23 protein-coding genes are annotated in these 25,936 nt (G+C 44.3%); 4 read left to right on the forward strand and 19 right to left on the reverse strand.

Annotation, left to right across the window (positions count from 1 at the left end; genetic code table 11):
- The 5 genes from ASC49_RS17940 to ASC49_RS17960 form a co-directional block, all read right to left on the reverse strand.
- On the reverse strand, positions 1 to 302 hold a 302-nt coding region (locus ASC49_RS17940; protein WP_141656876.1), incomplete at its 3' end, for a P-loop NTPase family protein.
- A 209-nt stretch (positions 303 to 511) separates the two neighbouring features.
- Positions 512 to 1,528, reverse strand: coding sequence for a YqaJ viral recombinase family nuclease (locus ASC49_RS17945; RefSeq protein ID WP_055464623.1), 1,017 nt, complete (start codon positions 1,526 to 1,528; stop codon positions 512 to 514).
- A 78-nt stretch (positions 1,529 to 1,606) separates the two neighbouring features.
- A complete protein-coding gene (gene bet, locus ASC49_RS17950; protein ID WP_055464624.1) occupies positions 1,607 to 2,425 on the reverse strand; it encodes a phage recombination protein Bet in 819 nt (272 codons plus the stop codon).
- Positions 2,426 to 2,503: 78 nt separating this feature from the next.
- Positions 2,504 to 2,923 (reverse strand): single-stranded DNA-binding protein, encoded by a 420-nt coding sequence (ssb, locus tag ASC49_RS17955; protein WP_055464625.1) that lies wholly within the window; start codon positions 2,921 to 2,923, stop codon positions 2,504 to 2,506.
- Between the two features lie 15 nt (positions 2,924 to 2,938).
- Positions 2,939 to 3,265, reverse strand: a complete 327-nt coding sequence (locus tag ASC49_RS17960) for a hypothetical protein (RefSeq protein WP_055464626.1) — start codon at positions 3,263 to 3,265, stop codon at positions 2,939 to 2,941.
- A gap of 368 nt (positions 3,266 to 3,633) precedes the next feature.
- Here ASC49_RS17960 and ASC49_RS17965 point away from each other — a divergent pair, with 368 nt between their 5' ends.
- Positions 3,634 to 4,236, forward strand: coding sequence for a hypothetical protein (locus tag ASC49_RS17965; protein WP_055464627.1), 603 nt, complete (start codon positions 3,634 to 3,636; stop codon positions 4,234 to 4,236).
- A 226-nt stretch (positions 4,237 to 4,462) separates the two neighbouring features.
- Positions 4,463 to 5,155: an endonuclease gene (locus ASC49_RS17970; RefSeq protein ID WP_055464628.1), complete on the forward strand. Its 693-nt coding sequence runs from the start codon at positions 4,463 to 4,465 to the stop codon at positions 5,153 to 5,155.
- A gap of 99 nt (positions 5,156 to 5,254) precedes the next feature.
- On the opposite strand, the gene traN is transcribed toward ASC49_RS17970, so the two are convergent.
- The 11 genes from traN to ASC49_RS18025 form a co-directional block, all read right to left on the reverse strand.
- Positions 5,255 to 8,944: a conjugal transfer protein TraN gene (gene traN / locus ASC49_RS17975; RefSeq protein WP_055464629.1), complete on the reverse strand. Its 3,690-nt coding sequence runs from the start codon at positions 8,942 to 8,944 to the stop codon at positions 5,255 to 5,257.
- Between the two features lie 2 nt (positions 8,945 to 8,946).
- On the reverse strand, positions 8,947 to 9,975 hold the full coding sequence (locus ASC49_RS17980) for a TraU family protein (protein ID WP_055464630.1): 1,029 nt from the start codon (positions 9,973 to 9,975) through the stop codon (positions 8,947 to 8,949).
- Complete coding sequence (locus ASC49_RS17985; protein WP_245624770.1) at positions 9,959 to 11,101, reverse strand: TrbC family F-type conjugative pilus assembly protein; 1,143 nt, start codon at positions 11,099 to 11,101, stop codon at positions 9,959 to 9,961. Before ASC49_RS17985 ends, ASC49_RS17980 begins: the two co-directional genes overlap by 17 nt.
- A gap of 6 nt (positions 11,102 to 11,107) precedes the next feature.
- On the reverse strand, positions 11,108 to 11,620 hold the full coding sequence (locus ASC49_RS17990; protein ID WP_169787818.1) for a S26 family signal peptidase: 513 nt from the start codon (positions 11,618 to 11,620) through the stop codon (positions 11,108 to 11,110).
- Positions 11,604 to 11,951 (reverse strand): hypothetical protein, encoded by a 348-nt coding sequence (locus ASC49_RS17995; RefSeq protein ID WP_055464632.1) that lies wholly within the window; start codon positions 11,949 to 11,951, stop codon positions 11,604 to 11,606. The genes ASC49_RS17990 and ASC49_RS17995 overlap by 17 nt, the downstream gene beginning before the upstream one ends.
- Positions 11,944 to 14,343, reverse strand: a complete 2,400-nt coding sequence (traC, locus tag ASC49_RS18000) for a type IV secretion system protein TraC (RefSeq protein WP_055464633.1) — start codon at positions 14,341 to 14,343, stop codon at positions 11,944 to 11,946. Before traC ends, ASC49_RS17995 begins: the two co-directional genes overlap by 8 nt.
- The gene (locus tag ASC49_RS18005) at positions 14,343 to 15,035 is read right to left on the reverse strand and encodes a DsbC family protein (protein ID WP_055464634.1); all 693 of its coding nucleotides are present in this window, start codon (positions 15,033 to 15,035) and stop codon (positions 14,343 to 14,345) included. The genes traC and ASC49_RS18005 overlap by 1 nt, the downstream gene beginning before the upstream one ends.
- Positions 15,036 to 15,172: 137 nt before the next feature.
- Positions 15,173 to 16,618, reverse strand: coding sequence for a sigma-54-dependent transcriptional regulator (locus ASC49_RS18010; protein ID WP_055464635.1), 1,446 nt, complete (start codon positions 16,616 to 16,618; stop codon positions 15,173 to 15,175).
- Between the two features lie 2 nt (positions 16,619 to 16,620).
- Positions 16,621 to 18,153: a phospholipase D-like domain-containing protein gene (locus ASC49_RS18015; protein ID WP_055464636.1), complete on the reverse strand. Its 1,533-nt coding sequence runs from the start codon at positions 18,151 to 18,153 to the stop codon at positions 16,621 to 16,623.
- 12 nt (positions 18,154 to 18,165) lie between these two features.
- Positions 18,166 to 19,275, reverse strand: coding sequence for a hypothetical protein (locus tag ASC49_RS18020; RefSeq protein WP_055464637.1), 1,110 nt, complete (start codon positions 19,273 to 19,275; stop codon positions 18,166 to 18,168).
- Positions 19,272 to 22,001, reverse strand: coding sequence for a DEAD/DEAH box helicase family protein (locus ASC49_RS18025; RefSeq protein WP_055464638.1), 2,730 nt, complete (start codon positions 21,999 to 22,001; stop codon positions 19,272 to 19,274). The genes ASC49_RS18020 and ASC49_RS18025 overlap by 4 nt, the downstream gene beginning before the upstream one ends.
- 814 nt (positions 22,002 to 22,815) lie before the next feature.
- Between ASC49_RS18025 and ASC49_RS18030 the strand changes: the two genes are divergently transcribed.
- The gene (locus tag ASC49_RS18030) at positions 22,816 to 23,082 is read left to right on the forward strand and encodes a type II toxin-antitoxin system TacA family antitoxin (protein ID WP_055464639.1); all 267 of its coding nucleotides are present in this window, start codon (positions 22,816 to 22,818) and stop codon (positions 23,080 to 23,082) included.
- Positions 23,073 to 23,579 carry a GNAT family N-acetyltransferase gene (locus ASC49_RS18035; protein ID WP_055464640.1) on the forward strand — a complete coding sequence of 169 codons (507 nt, stop codon included), beginning with the start codon at positions 23,073 to 23,075 and terminating at the stop codon, positions 23,577 to 23,579. The genes ASC49_RS18030 and ASC49_RS18035 overlap by 10 nt, the downstream gene beginning before the upstream one ends.
- Before the next feature lie 40 nt (positions 23,580 to 23,619).
- Here ASC49_RS18035 and traA read toward each other — a convergent pair whose 3' ends face one another.
- The 3 genes from traA to ASC49_RS18050 all read right to left on the reverse strand — a co-directional run bounded on the left by traA (position 23,620) and on the right by ASC49_RS18050 (position 25,936).
- The gene (traA, locus tag ASC49_RS18040; protein WP_055464641.1) at positions 23,620 to 24,006 is read right to left on the reverse strand and encodes a TraA family conjugative transfer protein; all 387 of its coding nucleotides are present in this window, start codon (positions 24,004 to 24,006) and stop codon (positions 23,620 to 23,622) included.
- Positions 24,003 to 24,575 carry a type IV conjugative transfer system lipoprotein TraV gene (gene traV, locus ASC49_RS18045; protein WP_141656877.1) on the reverse strand — a complete coding sequence of 191 codons (573 nt, stop codon included), beginning with the start codon at positions 24,573 to 24,575 and terminating at the stop codon, positions 24,003 to 24,005. Before traV ends, traA begins: the two co-directional genes overlap by 4 nt.
- A 74-nt stretch (positions 24,576 to 24,649) precedes the next feature.
- Positions 24,650 to 25,936 (reverse strand): TraB/VirB10 family protein, encoded by a 1,287-nt coding sequence (locus ASC49_RS18050; protein WP_055464643.1) that lies wholly within the window; start codon positions 25,934 to 25,936, stop codon positions 24,650 to 24,652.

Genomic DNA, 25,936 nt, shown 5'->3' on the forward strand with positions numbered 1-25,936 from the left:
TCCAATCGACCGTGCGCAGTAATTTGCTGAACAGGCCAATTCAATCGAGAAGCAACTTGGCAAATTAGCGAGGTCTTACCGCATCCAGTGGGGCCAGTAATATACAAACCGTCACCGTCTGGGTTAGACAAGAACGCCAATACGTCACGTAAGTCTTCTTTTCTAAAAACGTACTCGTCCTTGCGAACGGGAAGGTTTGGATGGGTAGTGTCGGCACCAAATCCTTCCAGAACGAAAGCATCAGGAGCCGGGACATTAAACGCTTGATTCACTTGAACCAAAAATGGGGATTGTTCAGTCATGGTAAACCTCATCTGTTTTGACGAGGCCCCATGCCCCAACAGGGAATGAAGTCCCCGTCGGGTGGTGTGTTGATTGTGGTATGGCTGTGTATATAAGAGTTCAGCTCGCTCTATCATTCGTACCCAGCATTGGCTACGAGTGAAACTGCTTTCTGATGCACTCGATGTAAACGCATGAGAAAGGAGCCGAAATCGGCTCCAAGTGAACGTTAAAAGTAAAATGAGCTCGGCGAGTCACCTGGCAGAACCAAGTTCTCTTGCTCAAGACTGATTTTAATCGGTGTTTCAACGGGCTGATCTGGCTTATTGGTGCTGATGCGCAACCGCTCTTGTGGCGATTTTCGGTAAGCGGCTAAAACCTGTTCATCCAGCTCGCCTAACTTATCGGTGGCCAATTGCTTATAGTCCACCGTGCCCGCCATCATGTAGCGACTGAGTTTGACCCCAGCGTAGTCGGCATGAGCGTAGTTACCCATCATAGCGACCAATTTTGACTGAGCGTCTCGCATTTCCTCTTTCAAAAATTTAATGTGATTTTCCAGTCGAACCACTTCGGCATGTGCTGAGCAATACTGTCGAGACAGCGATGTCCAACGGTATTGGGCTTCACCCTTGGGAACAAAACAATCTTGCTCAGGGCATTTTGGCGGTTCTTTTTTAGTTTGAACTAACTCCCAAAACTGAAGCGCCGTTTCTTGCAACTCAGTTAAGAACGCCGCGTCTCGTTGTATTTCAAACTCAATCAGTTGATCCTCAAAATAGAATACCAACCAACCACGCGTGCTATTGGCGACCAGTATTTGATGCTGTACTTGTACCCAATACAACTGATACGCCTCGCTTTGTTCTCGGTGAGCTTGCACATCCTCAAAAACTGACTGGCAAGGACATTTCAGTTCAACGGGTTCGCCCGCATCGTTGATGCCATCAAAGCTGGCTCGAAAGATTGCGTTATGATCGGCTTCTGCACATAACGGCAGAAGAAAGTCATTATGCGCATTCTCAAATGCTCGCCTTGCTTGAGGCTCCAACCGAATACCGCGAAGCACATTAGGATTATTCGACAGGTCTTCCGGTAATACGAATCCGGTTTTTTCTGCCCATAATCGCCAAGGTGTTTTGTAGGGTGAACCCCCCATAATAATTGGGGCTTCAGATGCCGTAACCCCTGCAATGCGCCACTGGTGCCATGCAGGAGTACGTTGTGATAGGTCTATTACCTTCATATAGTCTCCTTTGAGGGGAGACTTTCCCCTAAAGGAGATAGCTCCCCTTTTGGGCAAGATTGAATTAATTACACAATGCTAAGATGCTAATGGCTGTGCCAAGGCTTTCTCTACCTGCTGTTGTGCATTGAAAATTTCTTGTTTTGCAAACATCAGCTCAATTCCTTGGAAATGTTCATTGGCATATTCCAACGCGCTATTCCAAGCATTTGAAGCTTCTGCTCTTTCAATCAGTTTGAAAACAATTCCTCTGGTTCGATCATCAACTTGCTCAGGTGTAATCATCGTTGGCTCGACAACGTGAGTTGCCTGGCCTTCGATAATACGTTCTGCTTCGTCTTGATCGAAAATGCCCACAAAGCCAAAAGCGATACGGGAACACTGAATCATGGATTTATGCCTTAGCATTCGCTTAGTGTGCGTCTGCCATGGACCATCCACTCGATAAGGGCCATTTTTGCCGTTACCTTCAAATGGCGGTCGATAGACTTCATCCAAATACTCAGTGATTTTGACTGGGTGCGAACGGTCGCGCCGATAGATGATGCATTCCATCCATTCAGGGCATTCTTTTGCGCCATCCAAGGAGACTTTGTTTTCTGAAGTTCTAAACTCCATCCCATCAAACTGATCGTGCTGATTAATGATGCGAGACCATCCATCGACACCAACCACTGGAATAATCCCAGCTTGTTTATCAGGAAACGCAAAAATCTCTTTGGTGAAAGGATTCAAGCCGTACTGATCTGCAACCACCAAGAGCGCCATCATTTGCTCATTAGTTGGTGAACTGCCATCACGTTGCTTGAATGCTGTAGCTTTTAATGTTTCAAACAATTTATTTGAATCAACACTAAAACGCTCAGCAAAGCGTTGGATTAACTTTGGTTTTTCCATCTTAGACTCCGACATAAATGCGGGAGCCTATCCCTGACGGGAAAGAACTCCCGGCTGGGTTAATGTATTTTCGCTAGATTAAAAGTCTGGTTCAGGATATGAATGCGCCCAATTAACTTGGGAATTAGCATCATCCGCCATTGATGGCTCAGATGTTTTATTCGCATTATCAAGAAGCAGAAATTCGCCTGCATCCACCTCGGTCAATCGATGTTTAATGCCACCTTTCTCCCATGAACGGGTGCGCTGAGGCCCTTGAACGTAAAGCTTTGCTCCTTTTTGGATTAAATCTTTTGCTCTTAAACCTAGCTTAAAGCCACCACGGTCGCGAAATACGACTCGATGCCATTCCGTATGCTCTTTGAGCTCATTAGATTGACGGTCGCGCCATTTTTCAGAAGTGGCTAGTGAAATACTGGTCACTAAATCACCTGATGGATAGGCTCTCGTTTCAGGCTCAGAGCCAACGTAACCAATGAGTATTACTTGGTTCTTCATAAAGTTTTCCTCGTCTTAGTTGAACTCTGTGCACACAGTTACTTCTACCTGATTAGGTAAAGACGACTGTCGGCGCAGATAGGCTGGGATATCAAGTAAAGCCAAATCGTACTGATCAGACTCTACGACGTAAGCAGACGTCCAACGACACAAACCTTGTTTATTAGGTGTGGCCATAGGGCGTTGCTTTGGTTTTGATTTGAGCATTCGTTTGATTTGCGATAGCACAAATTTAAACGGACGCACACATTGGGATGTAAGAAATCGCAGAAGCGACCAGCTCAATTTTGCAAGCAAAATAATGCCCGCGACTTGGATCAGAAATCCGAAGATATATTCCATAAATGACTCCTTAGTTTAGTTTTGAAGGAGTCGTCCCCGACTGGGGAAGAACTCCCCCAGTTGGGTTGTATAATGGCGTTCCGAAAGGAACGTATCGTTGAACATGTAAAAACATGCAGGCTATTTGTTTATAGAGACTAGCTATCTCTAAATACCACTGGTAAAACTCAGCGGCGGACTTCCTTTGAGCTCATGCTCTCAGGTGCATATATCACTGAAACAGATCAGCGATATTTGATATTCAGTGTAAACGTCTAGTCGAATTTGGATAGCTAGCAAGATGCTCAATTCTTACATCTAGCTGAAGGGCCATGACTAATTAGAGGAATAGGCTAAAGGGTGATTATTCTCTTATCAGGAGCGAACTTATGGCCCAAGAAAGACCGAATTATTCCAAGCCAATTTTTGAGCAATCCTTCACTATCAATAGCTTACAGGCTCAACGTGTCGTTGATCGAGTTTTCAAACGAACAGTCAGTGCGCTTTACGGAATTGATGTCATTCTTCGCATCATTGGCGATGAAAACGAAATTGATGAAGTTGATCAAGTTATATCCCAGCTAATAGAAAATTGCTCAAAATCGGTTGATAGTGAGCAAGCACGTCTTGATAAGCTGATGGAATCGAATGGTATAGATGATATTCCTGAATACACAGGGCCAATTACTTTTAAGGCACAAATCAGCTCACCTCAGGTTGGTCAGTTTGTTGGTTTAATACGAAAACTGGATGCTTTGATGATCTCTATGGATACTCTTTGGTTATCAAATGTACTTAGCAACAAGCAACGTGTCGATGGCAATTATGCATGGCAGCAGCGAATCATTAAACTTGCACGACGAATTATTGATATTGAAATTCGAGCGAGGAAGTCTGCACAAACCAAAGGCAAAGAAGCAGAAGTTGAACAGGCCATGCCCGCTACAGATGAAGATATTACAGAAGACACAGACGACACCCACTCCAGATAGCGAACTAACTAAGATACCATCAACCAGCCCCTGCGAAAGGGGCTCATCATAAAGTCCCCAAATGATTTCTTAACTCACTAAAACACCACTTAATGTAGCTAATTAAGGACTTAACATGTCTATAAACATGTTTGAGCCCACATCGATAAAAAACTCTTTATGTGACTGTATTTACTCTGAAATTTGTTAAAATGGCTTTTTATCTCGAACACTGTGGAATACCTTAATGAAAAAAAGCATTTTTCTCACTGCCCTTTTAGCAGTCTTCGTCTCTATTCCTGTATTCGCAGAACACCCTTCATCATTTAGTCAGGCTAAACGATTAGCCCGAGACATTTACCAAGATAACCAAACGACATTTTATTGTGGATGCGATTATAGCAATGCAGGAGAAATTGATGCATCATCTTGCGGATATGAGCCTAGGAAACAGCCTAAACGAGGAAAACGTTTAGAGTGGGAACATGTAGTCCCTGCATGGGAAATAGGCCATCAACGCCAATGCTGGCAAAATGGTGGGCGAAAGAACTGTGAAAAGAATGATCCTGAGTTTTCTAAAATGGTTTCAGATCTGCATAATCTCGTTCCATCTGTGGGAGAACTCAATGGAGATAGATCAAATTTTAGATTTGGCATGATTCCAAACGAACCAAGAGCCTATGGTCAATGCGATTTCGAAGTTGATTTCAAAGACCGACGAGCTGAACCACCAGCTAGCCGTCAAGGTGATATTGCTAGAATTTATTTCTATATGCGAGATCAATACGGCCTGAGACTAAGCAGACAACAAACTCAGCTATTTGAAGCTTGGGCTAAAATGGACCCGGTTGATGACCAAGAAACAGCTCGCGATATGAAAATCAAAAACATTCAAGGCAATTCAAATTGCTATGTTTTAAATAATTGTTCAGTTAAGTGATCAACACCAAAAACAAGTAAATATGCTCTATAAGGCATATTTACTTGTACTAGCTACATCTTATCTCTGCCATTTTATTAACTGACTGAGCATCCTATTTTACTTAGCTATTGATAGTTCTTCAGAAGCATCTTGTCGCAACTTTTGAATATTCACGCCATTTATCCTTTCGATTGCTCTGTCTGCTGCACTTTGACGGTTTCCATCCACGTTTAGCGTACTTCCTGAGCTAGTGAGTCTTTCCAGATCCAGTGACGGTACTTCGGGTAAATTATCCGTGATCGATAAGATCCCTATCCATTCATCAAGATTGACTTGAGTCCAATTTATCTGGTTTAACTGACTAGCGGTCAAACCTTCACAGTTTGGTGACTTCGCACTTCCCCAGCCGATGCCGAGTTGCGGACGAACCTGTTCTTGAATAATCCTCGAAAGTGGAGAAGAGAAACAACAATATGATTCCCGTTTCTCTACACACGAACCAAGGAATTTAGACTTGCAGTATGACCCAACATAATGACAACTCTTCAGCGCACGTTTCGCATTCATCTCGAACTCGCTCTGCTCGCATTTCCAGATAAGTTGGACAAGAATCATAGCAACAGAATAGATCATATATGCTGTCATTACGGTGCCAAGGACAGCACCAGCAGTCCCCCCTAGAGCAAAATTCCCACCTGATACGACACCATCACTTCCCACTGCCCCGCCGACATTGCTAAAAAGTGCTGACTGAGCCCCAGACCCAAAGGTGGTTCCTACCCACTCAGCTGTCTTATTCGTCAACGCTTGCATGAAACCTGTTGCCGCTTGTTCGGCCCCAGCACTAGCTGCTGTGGATGGCCCTGCTCCCATTAGAGAATCCCACGCAGACACAAAAGGCTCTTTGACTGCACTCCAGGTACTGGTGATGGGTTCCCTAAGCGTATTCCACGAACCATAGATTGCCGAAGATGGGTTCATAGCCATAACAGCTGTATCGAGCTTGTTGACTGCAACAATCATTGAAATGTAATCCGATAGTGACACGCCATTTGGCTTTTCACAGCAATCAACTATTCCTCCAACAGCTTTCTTGCATTCACCTGCGCTTCCTTTGAAAACAGAGCACTCCACATTATTTTGACTATCAGATCCAGTGCACGTCATATCATTCGTCATGTACTGAGCAGCATTGATCATGGCTGCAGCTTCAGCAAAATTGGCTTGCTTAATAGAATCAGGCTCTAAACAATCCGTTCCCATACAACGAATGGGCCCCGGGCAGTTATATTCTGTTTTGACTTCAGCGTTTTGAACTTCGATATCTTCACCGCAGTCGTATATTAAATTTTGTATGTAACAAAAGCCTTCGTGCCCAGCTCCGCCTTCCGTACACTCAGTTCTTACATACTGACATTGCGGGTCTTGCTCAAGCACAGCGCACGTATTTTCACTTGTCTCATCAATTCTATTCTCGATTGCTTGAACATTTCCGTTCACGTCAAGCCAACTACCAGAGACACCAACATTAAACTCTGAATCACCCGTATCCGCATTGTAGGTTGCTTTAGCCTTCCAACAAGAAAGTCCAAGCCCATCTGAACGACCTTGACTGGTCAAATGAGATGGTGATGAAACCGTAGCAGGGTAAAGTGAAGCTAGGCTTTCTAGTTGAGCAGCACCAACATGTAAGCCATTAATGTGCTTTGTTCCAGTTTCCAAGCATTCCCATTGAACCGAAGTAAATTGATCAGTTTGCATAATGCACTGGTTGACTCCTGGATCACTTGAATCATGAAAAACTTGTTGAGATAAATATTTTCCAGTAAACGATACGGTTGCATTTAGATTCGCTGGGGCCAAGCATTTTTCTACAACTCGACTACACGTATCAAAATCTACTTTGCTCCAACCATATTCACATCGAGATCGAGTTTCTGTTTGAGCACCTAGCCAAGTTGTTCCTTCTTCCGTAACAACTTGGCACAATGAACCGTATAGACTCCCTGCGGGACAATAATAGGCTTGATACTTAATTGTTGGTGTTGTTTCAGTGACAGGCTCTTTGTTTCCCGATAGTGCAACTTTTGTTATCCAATTGTTCGCTTTACTTGGGTACTCAATGATTGAAGCATTTGTATTTAATAGCTGAGAGATTTGAAGGCTGACATTTCCAGTTTGCATAGTATTGCTGTGTAGTGGCTGAAGTCTGACCACTTCCGAATCAAAACACCCTCTTGTTATTGGCCAACTTTGCTCGTGGTCACGTACAGATACTTCTCGCTCGACTTGACACTCAGTAAGCTTGTTCACTCGTTCACAAACTCTGTAGTCAGGAATATGCTTTTCTTCTGTTATAGGAATGATGGTATGCGTAGATTGGCATTCAGCAAAACTGGATGGCATTAAATCAGACACAATACAATTAGGGTTTGTCTCCTGAATACCACAATCGTATGTATCCGTATAACGAATGCATTGGCCATCTTGGTCTGCTTCTACACATGTAGAAGAAATAAAACCGCACGCGTCATTGTCTTCCAAAATCTGACAGGAAGAATGCTCGAAGCGGTTAAAGGATTCGTCATTCACACTTACTTGAACCCGACGACACAAAGGTGAAATACCATTGATAGGACTTGGTGAGAATTCGGATTCGCATACCGATACACCATTCACCACTGTACAACTGTTTGTTGATGAAGGCTGATCGACGCACTGGATGGAGAACTCAGAAAAATTTTGATGAAGCGAATTTGCCTGATCAATACAAGCTTCAGGTGTCCAAATATCGTTCAATATGACCTTGCTAGGGTCAAATCGAATTTTGATTCGTGCATACCCTTCTCCATTACCAGTCACTGATACTCGAATCTTAACGGGTATATTTGTTCCAGGAGAAACCGTTTTTAAATGAGTCGTTAGATCAGTATTAGGGTTTTGCTCCCAACTCGTTCTTAATTCACATTGCCCCGCAGTTTCAGGAGGAAAATTACCATTAGGACCTGACCAGACCTTTTGTTCACCAAGCCAAACTTGCATGTAATCATCCCATTTGGCGTATTCTAGAACCGCTGAAGTAATCGCATCAGGGTTCACAACTTTTAAAGTCAAGGACTGTTCATATATTTGACAGTTGCCAGCCCAGTAATTGTCCCCGACTTGACCAATCCAGACTTCTAAACAATCGTCACCACAAGATTGTAGGTTTAATGGCCCATCAACGTGCTCAATAATCCCTGCTGAATACTCGTGAGTTACGGTACAACTTTTTGCAGCGATATTAAGTCGGTCACACTGTCTGTAATTAGGTGTAGATGGTTGTTGGTTCTGACACTCTGGAAAGCTTTGACTCAAAATATTTGGATCAGCTTGTACGGCATCGGAAAGGGACCATATTCGATCTCGATTCATATCTGGACGAGATCGGTCACTGATCCCCTTTAAAGACTCAAATGCCATGCCTGTTAGGCCGGTATCGGAAGATAGATCCTGCTCTGCTTGGTTTCCCAACTCATTCATAGCAGACTCTGACCCGTATGCCTGCTTTAAAAAGTCGATAGAGCCATCACCCATCCCAGGAAAAAGCTCGCTCAAATTGATGGTTGAACTGGATTCACCATCATAAATAGTCATACTGTCACTATTAAGCGATGGCATCGTCCAATTTTGCAGCAGTTGTTTCCCCGACTGTTGCCCACTTAAACCACTTTGACGCTGAGAGTCAGCCATACTGTGTAGAGGCAAACAGGACATAGTAATGGATAAGATCCCAGCTAAAATTCGATTACAAATTGTTGGCTGCATTACTACCCTCCCAAATTACAACAATCTTGCCAGCGCCATAAAATGTAAAGAGCATCCTCACCCACACCAGGAATTGTACGCCACTCTCCCCAGTTCATTGTGCTTTCACCGATAACGTGCGCATTTTCAGTTTCAGGGACGGGAAAGAACATGCTCAGTTTGTATTGAGACTTAGGTAACATCGGTTCAATCACTGGACGGCACAGAGCACTATTCCCCATTGTCCGTCTTGCTAAACCTCGTCGATGTTGAGCTGCAATTGCCCTAGCAGCTAAATGACTGGTATTTTCAGCGAGAGAACCAAAGGCTAAGGTATGGCCTGATAATGGATACAGGTGTCCCCAACTACCAGCACACCAAAACAAATCATCGATTGGATGACCTAAAGCAGAAGACGCAGCATCAGAAGTGCAAGCAGAAATCGCTAATGGGTTGGCAACAGCCGCCGCCTCAGGTTGAGTAAAAAACGCCAGTTCATCGTTTAGCCAAGTAGGATCTAGCTCAGATAAGTACATTAGGTCGAAATCCATATAACCATCGGCATTGCAGTTACCGTCCATGAACAAATCAAGCATGACAAGAAGTGGAAAGGCGTAATAATGGTAATGATAGAATGCGAGATCACCGGTATCGTACTCTCCTTCACCATGGCCACCTTGTAGTCGTCTGTCCCCCATTGGTAAACGGATTCCTCCTAAGGAAGGTGAACATCCTGGTGCTCTAACCAACTCAATCAAACGTGCGGGTTCCCACATGCTTGTCACCAAGCCTGGTCTTGGTAAGCCTAGGTTATCGTCGCACATACACATCGATTTATTGGATGCACCGCTCGGCACACTGCCAGAGCCAAGCGGAAGACCTGCCACTCGGATAGGAAAAATGCATGACCAGCAAACATCCGTCAGCAACTTGCCTGACAATAAACCCGCATCTGGGCAGGTCAATTCGGCTTTTGCTGGAATGGAAGTTCCTAGAATGATTGTGACAACGAGGGTATGTAACAGACGATAAGTATTATTGAGCTTTTTCATAAACAAGCTCCCTTGCTGGAATTTCTTCTATTTCAAACGCGAGCCCCTTTGCTTGAACAAACGATGGGGTGACTTGTAAATCAAAACGCTGCTTTAGCGAGGCATTGAGAAGATAAACCGGACTGTCTAAAGTCTTTTCTAGCGCACTGAGACTATTCCATCCTTGTTCACGGTCGAGTTCCGTTGTGATAAGCGTAATGCGGCGTGCTGTCCTATCTTGCCCCTCAAGCCAATCCGCTACTGCGTCCACTTCTTCAGCGTTCGACGCATTAAACACCACGAGCTGTTGAGTAAATGGCAAAGCTTTTAGCGGGTTAATACGTGTTCCAGCCGGGATCAATGTTCGACCATCGGCGTCTAATAGTGGACGCTGCATGACGATGGTTGGATCAACAGTTCTTATCCGATACTGCTTGGCTTGTGGTAAATTATTAAATGTTTGGCGAGACCAAAAACGCTCAATGGCTTTTTTCTTTAACGCGTCCAAGTCAATCGACTGTAAACGTTGCATCGCCACTTGCATCAAATCCGGTTCTAAAATCGAATGTATAGGACCGCGTTGACCCAATGATCCGGTATTGCCAGCTTCAATTTGACGCTGCAACCAGTCCTTGCTGTAAACCCCTAGTGCACTTGCAGTCACCTTGTCATCTTCTATGCCAAAAATGGCAGGCACGCTAGTCACCCGCCAGTGCACAAAGGCTTTCGGATCGATTCGAACCTGAGGAACAGGATAAAGCCCCTTCATCAGCGTATGCCAATCACGAATAGCCGCACCCAAGGTCTTGCCTTCAGGAATTCCCCGAAACAACACAGCAGCGCCGGTAGCACTGGCCTCTTTAAAAAGCTGTTTAAGTGACGAATCACCCAGTGATGACGACGCAAATATCAACCATTCATCGTTGTGTTTTCGCGACTTAGGTTGTTCAATCGGTTCAAAAGGCTCGAAAAATTCAGATGAACCATCCACTGCACTTTGTAAAATGCTGCGGCTCATTTCGACGATTTTTTTGTCCTCGTCAGACAGCGGATAAGGCTCTTGTGAGTAAGGCTCTTGCGCCCAAGACAATTGCTTCCAAAACAATGGGGCAACCAGTAAGAATAAGAGACAAAGTCTTTGCATCATCGCCTCCTACAAAAGCGGCCTCGCGCGGCCAATAATTTGCTCACGTTTAACGGCGTTCCAATAGCGGGAGTCAAAACTTGTTGCAGCCTCACCGGAAAACCAATACTCGTTTTCTTGCAGCGTCAGTGATCGGCTAAATTCTGTTTCAACCACACCAAGACGATGGGCTAATGCCATACCGGTTGAGACTTCAACGCCATTTACCAGCACACGCTCCGCAGTCACGTTGACTCCATCCCCAGGCATCCCTGTTAGGCGTTTCAGCATCCGAGTACCGTCGCTGTATAACGGAGCGAGTCCTTCTGAGTGAAAGGCATACAATTCACCTCTAATAGGCTCTTTATCCCATAGGTCAATCAAGTACACCGTTGTATCTGGTAGGCAGCGCTCTTTCTGGGTGTCAATACCTATTCGGTAGCGCGTCATGGCGTAGAAGCCAGCCAAGGCTATGATTAGAGAAAGAAACGTCAACCGGATCAGATATGGCCGCCAAGGCATACTTTTACGGAGTATCTGCATGAGACACCTCCATTGAATTCACCGGCACAAATACGGAATCATCAGCTCCCACCACCGCTTGGGCATCCAGAACGATAAAACCGGCTGCTTTTAGCTTTTCAATCTGCTGATTGGTCTGAAACAACCTTGATTCGATGTCTTGTTCGCTGGCATTGGGACCTAAAGACAGCACAGCCTCGCCAAAATCCACTACCGCAATAGGCGTTCTTAATGCCAACTGACGTTGGATAGGATCAAGTGTTTTCATTAAGATCCAACAGGTAAACAATCCACTAACTGCAGTGGAAAAAGTAATAGAGGCAAAAAGCGGCCACAACTTGGACTTATTCATAAGCTCGCTCCTTCAACAACTGTGAAATAGCATCAGCAACAGAAAGGCCTTTGCGGGTTAGCTGCTTAATCGCGTTTACATCTTCCGCACGTGACGAGTAAAGCAGCTTATGAAACGGATCAACAATAAGACGACCGATGCCTGTTCCCATCTCTGTAATAAAGAAAATCTCTGAATAAACACCCGTGACGGTATGAACGGTTTTCAGGTATTCATAACCACCATCTCCCAGAGGTAATCGGCCTTCTTTTTTAAGTGCATTGATGGTTTCGGATTTTTGGCCAAGGAGGTACATATTGGCCGAGTTCTCAGCAATGGCTTTACCTGTAGGACTGTCATACAAATCATTAACCGACTGAGTGACGGTTACTGCACTGCCGCCATATTTTCGAAAGCGACGGTAGCCAGTTTCAATAAACTTACCTACGTCTCCTTGGGTAAGCAGATCCCAGGCTTCGTCGATAAACACGATCTTTCGTCGATCACGCTCACCCAAATACATTTCTTGTTGGATTTGGTAGATCAACTGAAGTAATACCACTTGTTGTAAGTGCTTCCGCCCTTTGAGTTCTTCAAGTTCAAGAACAGTGAAACGGTTCTTAAAGCGGATATTGTTATGCCCGTTAAAGAAGCGGCCATATTCTCCCTGAGTGGTAAATGGATAAAGCTGATCGCCTACGTCCTGCACGCGCCGGTCTTGATGATTTTTTAAGGCCTCAGCTACATCATCAACCAGCATTTCACGACCTTTTTTCTCCCATAGTTCACGGGTCTGACGTTTTAGGTTGGCCATCTGAAAATCCGTTAATGACTGCGTAGGTGCGGCCATTGCGGCCAATAACCCAACCAGTACATCTGCTTCTTCGTCATAGTCCTCAACGATTTCAAACGGATTTAAGCAAATACCACTGTCCCGACCAAACTGTAAAAACTCCCCATCATAGACTTCACACAATTTTTCATAGGAACGGCCAACATCTATTACCCAGCATTGCCCGCCTTCTGATAAGTAGGAGGAGATGATTTCGTTCACCAGGAAAGACTTGCCCGACCCTGATTGCGCCGCTATGCAACAATTGTAATTACTTCCAGAGTCATAAAGGGACACACTCATCATTTGGCCATTGCGAGAAACAAAGTTAATCACTGGCGTGCCGGTGCCTTTCCAATCAGCGAACAAAGGCAATAGAGGGATGACGTGCCGTGTTGCCATTGTCTTGAATCGGAACAAGTCGTTCATCGCCTGACGGTCTGCACCAAATGGCAATGCATTGAGAAAAATTGGTAAACAGAAGAATTTATCTTCCATTAACTCAAATCCGAGTTCTTTGAAATAAGTTCGAGCATTTGAAACAGAGCTGATGGACGCCTCTTCCGTGGGTGAAAACAGCGTTAAAGTCATATTTGCCCGAATAGGACGATCACCTTCTTGCAAGGCTTCAAAAAGAACATCAAATCCCTTTTTCTTGGCTGCAAGCACCGGCACAAACTTCAGCATCGGACCATAGGCCTGATTGACTGCCCATTGCCGTTTGGTCTCTAAGCGAGAGCGAATGCTCTCAGCTGAAGGAAAGTGAATAGTGACATTCAACAAGAAGCTGCCACGTAAACCGCGGCTTCCAGTCATCATGTCGCCCGCAAAACTTGCAGCATGGCCAAACCAGACCCGCTCAGGTAGGCGCTTAAACGATAAGGTTTTAACTCGGTAATCGCCCAGCATCAGACCTTGGCTATCCACTTTGATAGCCCGGTCATAATCCAACACTTGCTCTCGAAGTGGTTTATCTGCCTCACTGCGGATTGGTGATGGATTACGCCAAGATGCATCTTTTCCCCAGTTAAGCTGCGCACTTAATGCCGCGAGCCAATTTCGGTCAGTCATCTCAGTGACGCGAAAACCAACCGTTGCTAGTGCCTGTGAAAATGAAGCTCTAAGCGCAGACGCCCGACTCAATTCTCGTTCAGTTGGTAAAGTTCCTTCCAATGGCAACTTGCAGGTCACAAGTAACTGGAAGTTGCGCACTTGAGTTTGTGTCGATTCTTCTATTGGCTGAACCGTTCCCCTATCAAGAAAATTTGCTCGTTTACGTATAGAAGCTCTTAATAAAGGATCGATTTGGCGATGTCGTAGCCCCAACATTAGCTGCAGATCTGTCTGTATATCAGGGGATGCGAACAAGCCAAATTGCAATAACGTATCTTTAGGCCAATCGTTGTTTAATAGAACATTAACGCGATCTGCAACCGAGTCATCGCCTCCAGGCAAAGGATCACAGATGAAGCCATAGCCAATGCTATGATCATCCATAAAAAATAGCTTTTCATCATCTGAGTAAGCCAATACAGGTAAAAGTTCTGCCGCTCTGATTCCCGAATAAAGTGAGGCTTTCATTAACGCCCCTCCAGCCATGCGGAAAGATCATATGGGCGACCTCGACTGATGCGCCCATCATTAGCAATGATGAAAGGGACGCCTTGTATTCCTAGAATTTGAGAGGTGACTAGCGTTCGCTGCATTGGCTCTAAATTGCAAGCCTCATCTTGCTCTAAACTATTAATTCGGCCATTAAGCAATGCATCAGTGGCCGCTTTTTTATCTCGCGCACAGCCAAGCTGACGAACCTGACGCTCTGAATCAGGACCAAGAACTGGCACGGGGAGAATTTGGAAGGTGTACTCTTTGGTCAGTGGCAAAGCTTGTTTCAACAGCTCGTGACAGTGCGGGCATCGAGGATCAACAAACACAACGACAGTTTTGTCTCCCTCCCCCAGAATAAGCGGATTCAAGTCTTCCATTTTTAGGCCCAAACGACTTAAGTCTAGAGTGTTCCCCGCTTCGCGTATTTCCTCAAGACTGGTAAGCGTCTTTTTAGACCAAGCATCATAGAGCGTGCCATCAATAACGAATCGGCCACTGTCTGACATAAAAACAATACGGCCGTTGCTTTCGACCGCTTTCATACCGGTGACCGGCAAAGAAACCATGCCATCAATTTTGCCAACGGGCGACACTTCAGACACAGGTTCAGCTTGAACCAAAGGAGACAGCGCAAGCGCCAGAATAATTGGAGATAGTTTTCGCATGAGGAGTCCTCGTTAATGTAAATCGAGGCTCCAGTCTATGCAGTTGTCCTATGTGGACTCGGTTAGATAGATTGAAGAATTTGTCGTCTTGCTAAGCAGCACCAAATCTTATGAAAACAATCACACACTAAAATAACTCAATTGTCTCTCATATACTTTTGCAAAGTTTTTTGATCCACCTTCAATGCTTCTGCGGCTTTCACCCATGTACCGAATTGCTTTTTGGCAGCTGTTGCAAATTCCTTATGAAACGCTTTCGTTAACTCATCCTTAGTTGTGTTGGTTAAATCACCAAATGCAAACCTTGTATCAGGACTATCCCCCTGGATAACTGGCTCGCCCAACGCAGCTAATGAGCTAGAGATTGCCGACGCTGTAGTTTGAGAGCTCAAAAACGCACAAGACATGTATGCCAGCTTTTTTAGGTCACGTAAGTTACCTGGTAAATATGCCGAGTTAAAAAACTGGATTAATTCATTTGACACTGGAGCTTCCGCAGGCAGATTGGGGTTAACATTAACTTCCTGCCAGATTCTTTGCCAATCCGACAGAATATCTTCTCTGCATGCACGAAGTGGAGGTATTGTTATTGTGAGCATGGATACACGATCAAAGAAATCAGCATCGAGTATCGTTGCCAATTGCTCAAGTGATTTATTACTCGCACAAACTAGCTCGAAGTCTGATGTTTCCTCAGTGTCACTTCCAACAGGGCGAAAACTGTGATGGTTATCTTGAAGCACTCGAACCAGCTTTCGCTGAACCGAAGTTGGTAAATCTTGTATCTCATCCAAAAACAAAACTTTTCCATTTGCTTCTTTCAAAAGTCCATTGCGATCCTTTTCCGCCCCAGTGAAGGCACCTTTTACGTGGCCAAACAACATACTATCAACCACTTGAGAATCTAGTCCTCCACATGCAAGCGTAACAACCTGCTTTTGCTTTACCTTACCGACAACGGTTTCAATTAGCCTCGTTTTCCCTGTACCACGTTCACCCAGTACAAGTAACGGAGCTTTGGGAACGCAAGAGAACTGCTTTAACGTTTGTAATGCATCCTGCCTTGCTTTTGATTTAGGGTCTAAATCGTAAAGGGCGTAACCGCCCTCTGAACTTGAAATAGCAGAGATCTCTGCCAAATACGTATTTACACTGAAATCAACTTTGGCAATGCTGGTTCTTTTGGTATCGGGGTTATATTGTGATGACCAGAGGATTGTTTCGCGTGGAAAATGCCCCCGAGCATGAAGAATCAACCAAACCGCATGCATCGCCGGAGTTCCCGGCGATACATTGATATGAAGATTCTGTTCAAGCTTTAGCTCTGGAATAATCTCAGACTCTATTGCGTGATAAATTTCGTTATGATCAGCTGGGTTCTCGATAGCTACAGTTCGAAAGGTAATCTGTATATCGCCAAATTCATGCTCTTTGTACAGACTGTTATCCCCAGCTGACTGAGTAAGAACAATTACTTTGCCAACATAAACTTTACGATTCTTAAGCCGCTTTAACGCTTCGTCTAATACCTCAACCCCAGCTCTTTTTGAGTGCCAACAAAGCAGTGTGTTTTTGTTATCCAAAATTACGCCTCCAATACAATTCGGGCGTTTGGCAATTCACTTTGCTTCAGCCTTTTTGCCATGGCAAGTTCGTATTCTTGACGAACTGTAATAGCTAACTGTTTTTTTGTCAGTCGAACAACCTTTGGCTCATAACTCTCTCTAGGCGATCCTGAATCCTGCTTCTTAGAAGTTTCATCCTTAGCCGTTAAAGGTTTGAAATACTCTGGACTGGCGTTAGTGATAACTGGCGGCTCTATACGCCATTTATACTCAATCTTGTGCGATGTTTTTTCCCGCCAGTTTGCATTGGGTATTTTTGGGTGCTTATCCATATCAGACAAACAATCTGCTTTTATAGGTGATAACTCAACAATGTCTACTTCGCTGACTGAGTACCTCTTGAATGTATTATTTTCCCAAGCTTCAAAACCACCAGAAATCATCCCTAGACTCATGTCGATGCTCAATTCATTGTGGCTATTAGTTAAAAACATATCTAAGCAGTTCATCAGCTCTTTTACCTGAATACCGGTGAGTTTTACGCCTAACTCAAAGCCTTGATCCATACCATGCGCTTGAAAATTGGCCGACATCACCATGCCATGCATTCCATCTACTACAATCGCTTTGGCATGTAGCCATTTAAAACACATCACCGATGCACCAGCCTGTTTCATAGCCAACAACGCTGGCATGGCTGCGGGTCTTTGGCGAGATAGAATGGTGACTTTTAGCCCCGACTTCGCACGTTCACATATTGCTTTTACAAGCTGATGGTCCTCTTGCCATCCAAAACTCGATATGATGAGTTCATTTTCCGCTTGATTGATCAACGCTAATGCGTGTTCCCTAATTCGAGCGTCTTCACTCGATGTGACCAGTATTTCAGTTAATTCCCTTGGGTATCTGACATTGCCCGGCGACTTATAAGCTGAGAATTCACCACGGCTTGTCATATGGTGCTGCGCACTCTCGAAGATTGCCCAACGGAACACATTCACGATCTCAGCTATTTGATGGCGTGAAAGCGCGACCCCCAGCTCTTCATTTCGTAAAAGTGCTTCTTCTGTAAGGTTTGCCGTTAAAAGCAACCCTTTAGCATTACCAGTTTCATGTAATGCGTCTATAACAACGGCTTTTGCGTGGAAATGCGGCGCAGATGCAAAGTGAACATGTCCAGACAATTTGTTTAACATTTCCTTATGCTGCACAAGACACTTCTTACCAAATTCATCGTCAGGCACATCGCCATCAAGACGAGTCTCACATGCCAATAGTATGTACACACGAACTTTGCGCTTTGCAGCTTTTAGGACAGCAGATTCGACATTCTCATCAGCAAGTAAAAACGTACTAAGAATAACCGAGTGCTCAGCATTATCGATTAATTCGACAACTCTTGATTGCAGCTCATTGCAGAACAAAGAGCTATTAATAGGTTGCGGATCAGATACCTGTTTAGGTAAAACAGGCAAAAGCACAGGGGGCAACTTGGTATTTGATTGATCAACAATCTTAGTTTCAGTCTTAGTAAACTTTTCAATTAAATTCATCACTATGATTCCTTATAGGTTCCAATCATGGGCTGCAATGACATGCCAGGTATGCTGATTTTGCTGATCTTCTTCAGTCCAAAACTGATTTGCCAACTCAGCCCTATCAGGTAGTGTGAAATTCCAACTTTTAAAAGGTTCGAGTGCTTTTTCTCTCCAAACTTGGTACTTGCTATTAGTGGCATACATATTGATATTTTTCTCTAATCTCCATTCAGCCCACTTTTTAGCATCCAATTCAGTCAATGCTGATATAGAAATATTGTGTAACTTCATCGCATCAAACGAGCCCAACTTGTGAACAGATGGTCTTTTTACGCTTACCGAGCGCTTCATATTGATTCGCTCAGATTCAGTAGTATTTTCGAAAACCACTGACAAGATTTCAGTTTGCTCATCCCATTGTTCAAGCAAGCCCTCACTATGCAGAAGTACTTTCAAAAATTGCTGACGACTGATTGGTTCAACCCGACGTGAAAATATAAGATCCTTTCCGCGCTTCACATCGACATTGCCTTCAGTCACATTCCACTCGATGTAATACGGTTTTCCTTGCGGTGAGATGCGCTCACCTTTGAGTTCAATTTTGTCAACGCGTACTTCCGAACCTCCACCTATTGGTTCAACCTTCAGGCCACGAACGTCTTTGACTAGTTGAGGAACCTCAACTAGTAGCTTTGCTCTTTCATTTAGCTCATTTCTGTTTTTTCCAAGTCCGATCGACGCTGCACTAGGCTCTGTGTGCGCATCAATAGTAAGAAGTGGATGAGGCAATAAAGGCTCATGACAAACGCAAAGGCTCCAACACCCATCTTCTGGCACTAGGATTTGATCTTTCTCAAGAGCAATCAGTCCTGATTCAGTGAGCCTGTATTGGTCTCGATTAGACTCAGCAAGCCCATATAATCGACATATGTTTAGTAACCTATCAGCAACTACACGACGTCCGATTTTGTCCCCAAATAAATGCTCGGAGCACTCAGCAGAACTCGCATTCGGATAATCTTGAAGGAATTGCAGCACGCAGTTAATTTCTGGACGGCTATCTGCCAGCGCGATTTCACCCTGTATGAGCCAACTTTCAGTTTTAATTTCTCGTTTTAGTATGATGTCCTGGCTCATAGTGCCTCCTGTGATTCAGTCTCGATTGTTGTAGACCAGTAAGAATTGCTGGCAAAAGTACCTAACACACCCGATGCCTTTTGCATTGCAGGGCGGTTTCCGTACACAATGAGCTGATGCTTGGCCCTCGTAATTGCAACATTCAAGCGATTTGGGCTTTCAAGAAAACTCGTGGGATGGTTATTTGCGAAACTAAGCATGACAAAATCAGCCTCATGCCCCTGAAAACGGTCTACGGTACATATCTGAATATCAATATACGGTGATGATTTTTCACCTCGATAGAAATGCCTTACTCCGTGATGATTTCCCGTCCACTTTCGTAAAGCTCGACGTATAGCTCGCTCTTGAGCCCGATAGAATGCCAAAACAGCAACTTCCCAAGGCTTTTGTTGGTTTTTCTCAACATTTGGGTTTGATTTTGCCCAAGAATCAAAGCGACTTAATTCTTTTAATATTTCTTCTACTTCAGCGGTGATTTCACCTTCTTTGCCTTTTCGACCTTTAACATCGTGCCATATACAACGATGTGAGCCGCTTCGGTATCCCCAGTCCCGCTTTTCAGCTTGGCCATCAGGACTTTGCAGTGCTTTTTCATGGTATATATGTACTCGGGAAAACTCGGCAATGTCTGGATGCATTCTGTGCTGGTAACTAAGCCGTATTTGTCGTTGTTCCAAAACACTGGCTGGAAGTCCATCAGACAGAGCGGTGCCTTGTTTCTGATACTCTGTTCGTTCAAATCCAACTTGTAGTGATTCAAGGATAGAAGGCAGTGCGATCCTACGTATCCTGTCTATTGCAGTGAACGTATCTTTTTCTGAGTCAAATGGTAGTAGCGCTTTGATATCCTCCTCTAACTTATTAACAGTTTTAGAACTTCCGTTAGATTCTGTATTTAGGCGCTGTTCGTACATACGAGCCAGTCGCCACGCTAACTGGGATTCCCAGCTATCGGACTCGGTCTTGATTTTTGTACGAGTTAATCTCGAATGCGCTGCAAGTCGCATTTCTAACTTTTCCGGTAACGCAGGCAGCCCCCTTATGGTCGTCAAATCCAGGGGTAGGTGATTAGCATTCTGAGCGATGAACGCTGACGAACCAAGGACTACTGATGCGTAAGGGAGATCTGTCTTCGGACCTTTAGATGATGCAACCAATACATTTTTGGACTTTGCTTGCTGATGATAAAATTCAATTGTCTTTTCATCGTCAGTGCAAACCAAGGATACTTCTCGTTTCTGAATATTGATTTGTCGAGCAGAGAAAATATCTGCGCATGCTTCTCGCTGATAACGATCCTGTAAACATGGCTGCAAATTTACTTCGGTAGCTTCATCATCAACATAAGGTGAAAGCTGTTTTGGGTCTCCCACCATGATCCAACGCTTGGCAAGTACCGCTGGCACCAAAAACTCTTGAAAAGTTGTTTTTGATGCTTCATCAATAATCATCACATCGAAGATTGGCGATGTTGATTGTTTATTTTTGATATCAGGATGCTGAAGCAACCCAATAGTTGTCCCGCAAACTAAATTCGCCGCTTCAAGAACAAGACGCTCAACAATATGTTTACCTTCACCGACCTTACTTTTAAGTAACTTCTGACTAACTGAAATGTGCGGTTGTTGCTGAAGATGTTTTAGCAATCTTGTGCGTTCAGTTTTAACAAACTCTTCCAATTGCCATGGCTTTGCCTTTTGAGAAACGCTTGATTTATCTCCAATCCGTACAGGTAACACCATGTCGCGATAAATATTTTCTTCAGACATCATTCGTTCAAGAACATTGTCAACAGCAACGTGTGTTGATGCACAAAGTAAGATCCGCTTACCTCGCTTTATTAATTGAAGAATCAGTTCGCAAATGGCTGTAGTTTTGCCAGATCCTGGGGGGCCTTCAAGGAAGGCAAAGTCTGGTGTATTGAGTGCAATATTTACAAACTCACGCTGCTGAGATGTTCCCTCTCTTGCTCCATCGGTAAGAACGTAGTAGTCATCGTTAAATAAGTGCTCATCATAAGGAACATTCGGCCACTTAGCATGATCCTTACCTTCAAACAGCCTCAATAGCGGAAGATGGTGAATAGAAGGGGTGTCTTGTAAGCTTTGTAATGCATTAATCTGACACTTTAACTGGTATGTGTTTGGACGAATAACCAAATAGTCGTGGTCAGGTAAACGATCCAATAACAAGCTGTCATTCTCTACATTTCTGTCCAGGACTGAAATTGCGTTGGATTTATTGAATCCAACATTGCTTTGTGATTTCCCAGTCAAATGCCAACCATAACCGTCTGGACACTCATACGACGACAGCCCATTGCCTAATTCACTCGCAATTTCGTCCGCGTGCTCCTCAGTTGCATAAGCCATTTTAGGTTTACCGTGACTTCTACAATTTGGGCATTCTCTAGCGGCACTACCCACGGCTTTCCATCTAGCGGGGCTTGCTTCGTATACCGTGTCGGTACTTTCATCTAAAAAGAGCTTTAAGTTCTTTTCGAAATCACCGCAGATATCGGCAGGCTCAACTAATTGTATCCATACTCCACTTTGAGCATCGTCCAGCTTTTCCCAAGCTATCGCTTTAACAGCCTTCGTACTTTCCAGGAATTTTCGAGTGGTGTCTAAATACTTATAAAAGTCACCAAGACCACTCACTGCTTTACTAAGCAGGATGTCTGGCCTGTGAATACCTAAGTTTGCGTATCTTAATAACGCCATGTTTCGTCCTTTGATCGAATAAGTTGTTCATCCTATATGTCAAGCATCGTGCCAACAACCTTCGACTTAAAGGCCTTATTAATTGCGCACCATCGAACAAATAAAGGTTTTTATAGGAAGGTATTTTTCACACCCTTTAGGTAAATTTATAACCCATAAACACCATTTTGTACATCACATAACTCTCATGAAGCCAAGACAATGAAAAGAACCCAAACAACTTTACTTTGGCTACTTCTAATTGAAACGCCGTCATGATAAACGGGTACGGGGTAGGATGACGACCAAGCCGTCAGATATCTGGCCGCTTGGGCGTTTTTGTTGTTATAAGGAGCCCAGTAAAACCGCGCTGATTGCTGGAACGGTTGTGCCAATGACTTCTTGAGTGCTGGCAACGATAGGTAAGGTTGCAGACATAACACTTTTATCGCCTACAAGCGATGACAGAAGCGCCGTTGCTAGCCAACCGGTTTAGCTGAGCCCGTTTTTTTACACCTATGTGGACTCGGTTAGATAGATTGAAGAATTGGATGCCTTGCTAGGGTGCCACTTGTTGTTACGCACTATTTGTAAGGGGATAGCTTTCATTCTGCCAGCCTTACAGACTTCCCCTCAAGTCATCTGGTTTAGCTGATTCTTTTTTTCATACCTTAGGTGTTAATTTTTGCAATGTTTTAAACCAGAAAGAGTGACATCCCCTCGAAATCAAACTGACCTACTCTCAAAGTTTCATGCCCAACAATTCGTATATCCATTGACTACACAGAAAAGTCATTTAAACTGTGTATTAAATAGATATACAGAGGATGGTGTCATGGCTACAAAGACAGCCCCAATCAACATGCGAGTACTGCCATCGGTAAGAGACATCATCGATGCCGCAGCAAGTTTAAAAAAAGTTGATAGAACCGTGTTCATTCAGCAAGCAGCGCTCAATGAAGCGCATAGCGTGCTGGCCGAACAGCGGGATTTTGTTCTTGAAGCAAAGGCTTTTGAAGCGTTCGATAACGAACTTCGTGCTGAGCCACAGACTCTTGAAGGTATGAAAAATCTGTTTAAAAGGAGAGCACCTTGGGAATAAGTGCACCAACACTACTCTCTGATGAGCACCAGATTAACGCCTTTCAATGTGGGATAGAAGAACTCGATACTTGGTTAAGAAAGCAGGCGTTAAAGAGTCAAAAGCGGGGAACCGCGAGAGTGTATGTAGTCAATGACGCTGACGTCCATCAAGTGGTCGGGTACTATGCCATTGCCATGGGATCAGTTTGCAGAGAGCAAGCTTTCAGTTCATTAAGAAGAAATAGTCCAGATCCCATTCCCATGGTGATTCTAGCCAGGCTTGGAGTAGATAACGCCTATCAAGGTCAAGGCATTGCGGCAGGTCTTTTAAAAGATTGTATCATTCGCTCAGTACAAGCAATGAACGCTGTCGGTGGAGCAGGAATCTTAGTCCATGCTATTGATAGTAGTGCGCAAACGTTCTACAAGAAATTTGGCTTCAAAGAATCGACGTTTGATCCTTTAGTACTAATGGCAAGGATCTGCGATATCGAAAAATCATTGCAGATAGACTGAGATGACGGCTCCCCTTGCACAAGAGAAGCCGTCTATATTATCAAGTGCCCAGTAAGACTGCGCTGATTGCTGGAACAGTTGTGCCAATAACTTCTTGAGTGCTGGCAACAACAGGTAAGGTTGCAGACATAACACTTTCAACGACTGTTGGTGTGTTGTAGAGACCCATACCGCCACCAATTCCCAAAGCAAAAGCCATCAAGCTTTGGCGAGCGATACCGCCCACAATACCCACCAGAACCATGGCTCCAGCTACGATCCGTCCCAAAGTACCTTGGGTCCAATCTTTTAGGGTATCCCACACATCAGTGAACGCATCACCACCAGTACCTGCAAAGGATGGCTCCGAAATTATTAGCGCCATTACCCCAAGCATTCCAATACTGACTAAACGTTGGGCTTGAATGCTACGAGCTTTATTCATCATTTGTTAGTTTCTCCATAAATACTCAAATTATCGCGCTTACCATCAACATATACTGAGACTGGTTCGCTGTTAGTCTGAAGTGGACGAAGCACTGGCGAAACGGAACGAGGCACAGATACCCCGATGTCCCACCGACGTGGTTCAATTTCTGTATACACGTAACTGGATAAATTCAGGTCTCCACGCTCATCCTCCCAAGGCGCAATCCAAATCCGCATTACCCTTGATGGAATCCGAATTGGTACAGATTGCTGTGTCTCAGGTAATGCTGGATGGCTGAGTAGTCCCGTTTCTAAATCAGTTTGTGAATACTCGGAGAATGAACCCAGTCGAGTTGCAGCAGCATTAATTGTCTTAAGTGCAGCACCATTGCTAGTGAGTTCATACACTTCGCGAGCGGACAGGCAACGCACACCATCAGGCATACCTGAGCATCCGTATTCGCTGCTACCAAGACCTAATGAGCTACAACCTGACAAAACGGCAGAAGCAAAGGTCACTAACAAAAGTCCTACTTTAGACCATGTCTTTTGCTTACATTTGTGGTTGATCTGAATAAATGTCGTCATGGTGAACATTCCTCCGGATACACATCTTATTGTCTTAAAGAGACCTTGTTCAGTTAGCAACATACAGTATTTTTTCATCTTCTTGCTCCTCCTTGAGAAGTCGCTAATGCCAATGTCGTACCACGAGTCACGATCACTTCAATGTTCCTTGCGGCGTCTATCTCTATGACTGGAAACATATTTTCAGCCATGTCCAAATAAAACTTGGCAACTCTATCTAACGCCTTTCCTGTACCGCTTATTGCAGCCCCCTGAAGCGCTTCTTGACTCATGACTTGCTGATACAATTGAGTATTGCCTACGTCTCCAGTCTGAATTGTTGGTACTGGATTCACATCAAACGCACTTGAAAGCCCTTGAAGAAAGCCTGCCGTCATCGATTTGGCGACCAGTTGGCCTTGTTTGGATACTAACCGGCCACGAATACCCGCTTTGCCATCTTCTCCTACAGCATAAGAATCCAAACGCGTTTCAATAACACCACCATCTTCCCGTACACACGAAATAGTTTCGCCACGCAGATAGGCACGCTCAGAGCTCAAATCTCCATAGCCCGCTGCAATCAGAAAACACTCTTTAATATCTGCCCTAAATCGATTAGGTAAAATGGCTTCTTTTTGAATTCTAAGTAATGCAGGAAAGGGTTCGCGTCTTGCAGACTCATGAGTAGGAGCATCCAAGCCAGTGATCAAAGTGCCTGAGATTATGCTACCCGCTGGCAAATAAAGTGGTGGCACTTCTTGCTCTTCGACTTCAGGCTCGTCAACCACTTCTGGTTCAATCATACGAATGGTAACAGGCGGCAATGGCATATCCCCTCCCCGTGATCCTGAACTGCTTATGGGTTGTTGATGAATCGATTCAGGTAGAGGTGCATTGGCAAAATAGTCGTCAGGATTAGACAGCGACGGTGGCTCTTGCTTAGGGATTTCCATGGTGGATACAGGAACTTCAAAACGACTCTTTTCATCTTCTACAACGTTATTTTGCTGGCTCCTAACTTCATCAAGCTCAGCTCTCAGCTGAGCCAACTCATCATTCAATTGTATGGAGATTTCTGATGTGTTTGAGCCTGAACGGTTCGTGCTTACCTCCGGACGTAGACGCTCAACTTCACGGCGTAGTTGATCATTTCGATCACTTAGTAGCTTTACATTCGCGGCTAAACTATCAAGTCCAACATCACGCGTATTCGTATCTGTTAGTATGTGTCGAATGGTTTTTTGGCGGTTTCGGCTTTCATTCCCTTCATCAGGGTTAGGTGAAAACACCAAAACAAGCACAGCCAAACCACCTATAATACTGACAACCGATATGCCTCGTTTTAGATTAGGGTTCAATTGCTCCCATTGCATTTTCAT

It is taken from the genome of Marinomonas fungiae (assembly GCF_001418205.1).
GTDB classification, from domain to species: Bacteria; Pseudomonadota; Gammaproteobacteria; order Pseudomonadales; family Marinomonadaceae; genus Marinomonas; species Marinomonas fungiae.

What these genes read in the sequence shown, in the direction of transcription:
- ASC49_RS17945 (WP_055464623.1), bottom strand. Translation starts at nt 1,528, where the DNA reads ATGAAGGTAATAGACCTATCACAACGTACTCCTGCATGGCACCAGTGG.
- bet (WP_055464624.1), bottom strand. Translation starts at nt 2,425, where the DNA reads ATGGAAAAACCAAAGTTAATCCAACGCTTTGCTGAGCGTTTTAGTGTT.
- ssb (WP_055464625.1), bottom strand. Translation starts at nt 2,923, where the DNA reads ATGAAGAACCAAGTAATACTCATTGGTTACGTTGGCTCTGAGCCTGAA.
- ASC49_RS17960 (WP_055464626.1), bottom strand. Translation starts at nt 3,265, where the DNA reads ATGGAATATATCTTCGGATTTCTGATCCAAGTCGCGGGCATTATTTTG.
- ASC49_RS17965 (WP_055464627.1), top strand. Translation starts at nt 3,634, where the DNA reads ATGGCCCAAGAAAGACCGAATTATTCCAAGCCAATTTTTGAGCAATCC.
- ASC49_RS17970 (WP_055464628.1), top strand. Translation starts at nt 4,463, where the DNA reads ATGAAAAAAAGCATTTTTCTCACTGCCCTTTTAGCAGTCTTCGTCTCT.
- traN (WP_055464629.1), bottom strand. Translation starts at nt 8,944, where the DNA reads ATGCAGCCAACAATTTGTAATCGAATTTTAGCTGGGATCTTATCCATT.
- ASC49_RS17980 (WP_055464630.1), bottom strand. Translation starts at nt 9,975, where the DNA reads ATGAAAAAGCTCAATAATACTTATCGTCTGTTACATACCCTCGTTGTC.
- ASC49_RS17985 (WP_245624770.1), bottom strand. Translation starts at nt 11,101, where the DNA reads ATGATGCAAAGACTTTGTCTCTTATTCTTACTGGTTGCCCCATTGTTT.
- ASC49_RS17990 (WP_169787818.1), bottom strand. Translation starts at nt 11,620, where the DNA reads ATGCAGATACTCCGTAAAAGTATGCCTTGGCGGCCATATCTGATCCGG.
- ASC49_RS17995 (WP_055464632.1), bottom strand. Translation starts at nt 11,951, where the DNA reads ATGAATAAGTCCAAGTTGTGGCCGCTTTTTGCCTCTATTACTTTTTCC.
- traC (WP_055464633.1), bottom strand. Translation starts at nt 14,343, where the DNA reads ATGAAAGCCTCACTTTATTCGGGAATCAGAGCGGCAGAACTTTTACCT.
- ASC49_RS18005 (WP_055464634.1), bottom strand. Translation starts at nt 15,035, where the DNA reads ATGCGAAAACTATCTCCAATTATTCTGGCGCTTGCGCTGTCTCCTTTG.
- ASC49_RS18015 (WP_055464636.1), bottom strand. Translation starts at nt 18,153, where the DNA reads ATGAATTTAATTGAAAAGTTTACTAAGACTGAAACTAAGATTGTTGAT.
- ASC49_RS18020 (WP_055464637.1), bottom strand. Translation starts at nt 19,275, where the DNA reads ATGAGCCAGGACATCATACTAAAACGAGAAATTAAAACTGAAAGTTGG.
- ASC49_RS18025 (WP_055464638.1), bottom strand. Translation starts at nt 22,001, where the DNA reads ATGGCGTTATTAAGATACGCAAACTTAGGTATTCACAGGCCAGACATC.
- ASC49_RS18030 (WP_055464639.1), top strand. Translation starts at nt 22,816, where the DNA reads ATGGCTACAAAGACAGCCCCAATCAACATGCGAGTACTGCCATCGGTA.
- traA (WP_055464641.1), bottom strand. Translation starts at nt 24,006, where the DNA reads ATGATGAATAAAGCTCGTAGCATTCAAGCCCAACGTTTAGTCAGTATT.
- traV (WP_141656877.1), bottom strand. Translation starts at nt 24,575, where the DNA reads ATGACGACATTTATTCAGATCAACCACAAATGTAAGCAAAAGACATGG.
- ASC49_RS18050 (WP_055464643.1), bottom strand. Translation starts at nt 25,936, where the DNA reads ATGAAAATGCAATGGGAGCAATTGAACCCTAATCTAAAACGAGGCATA.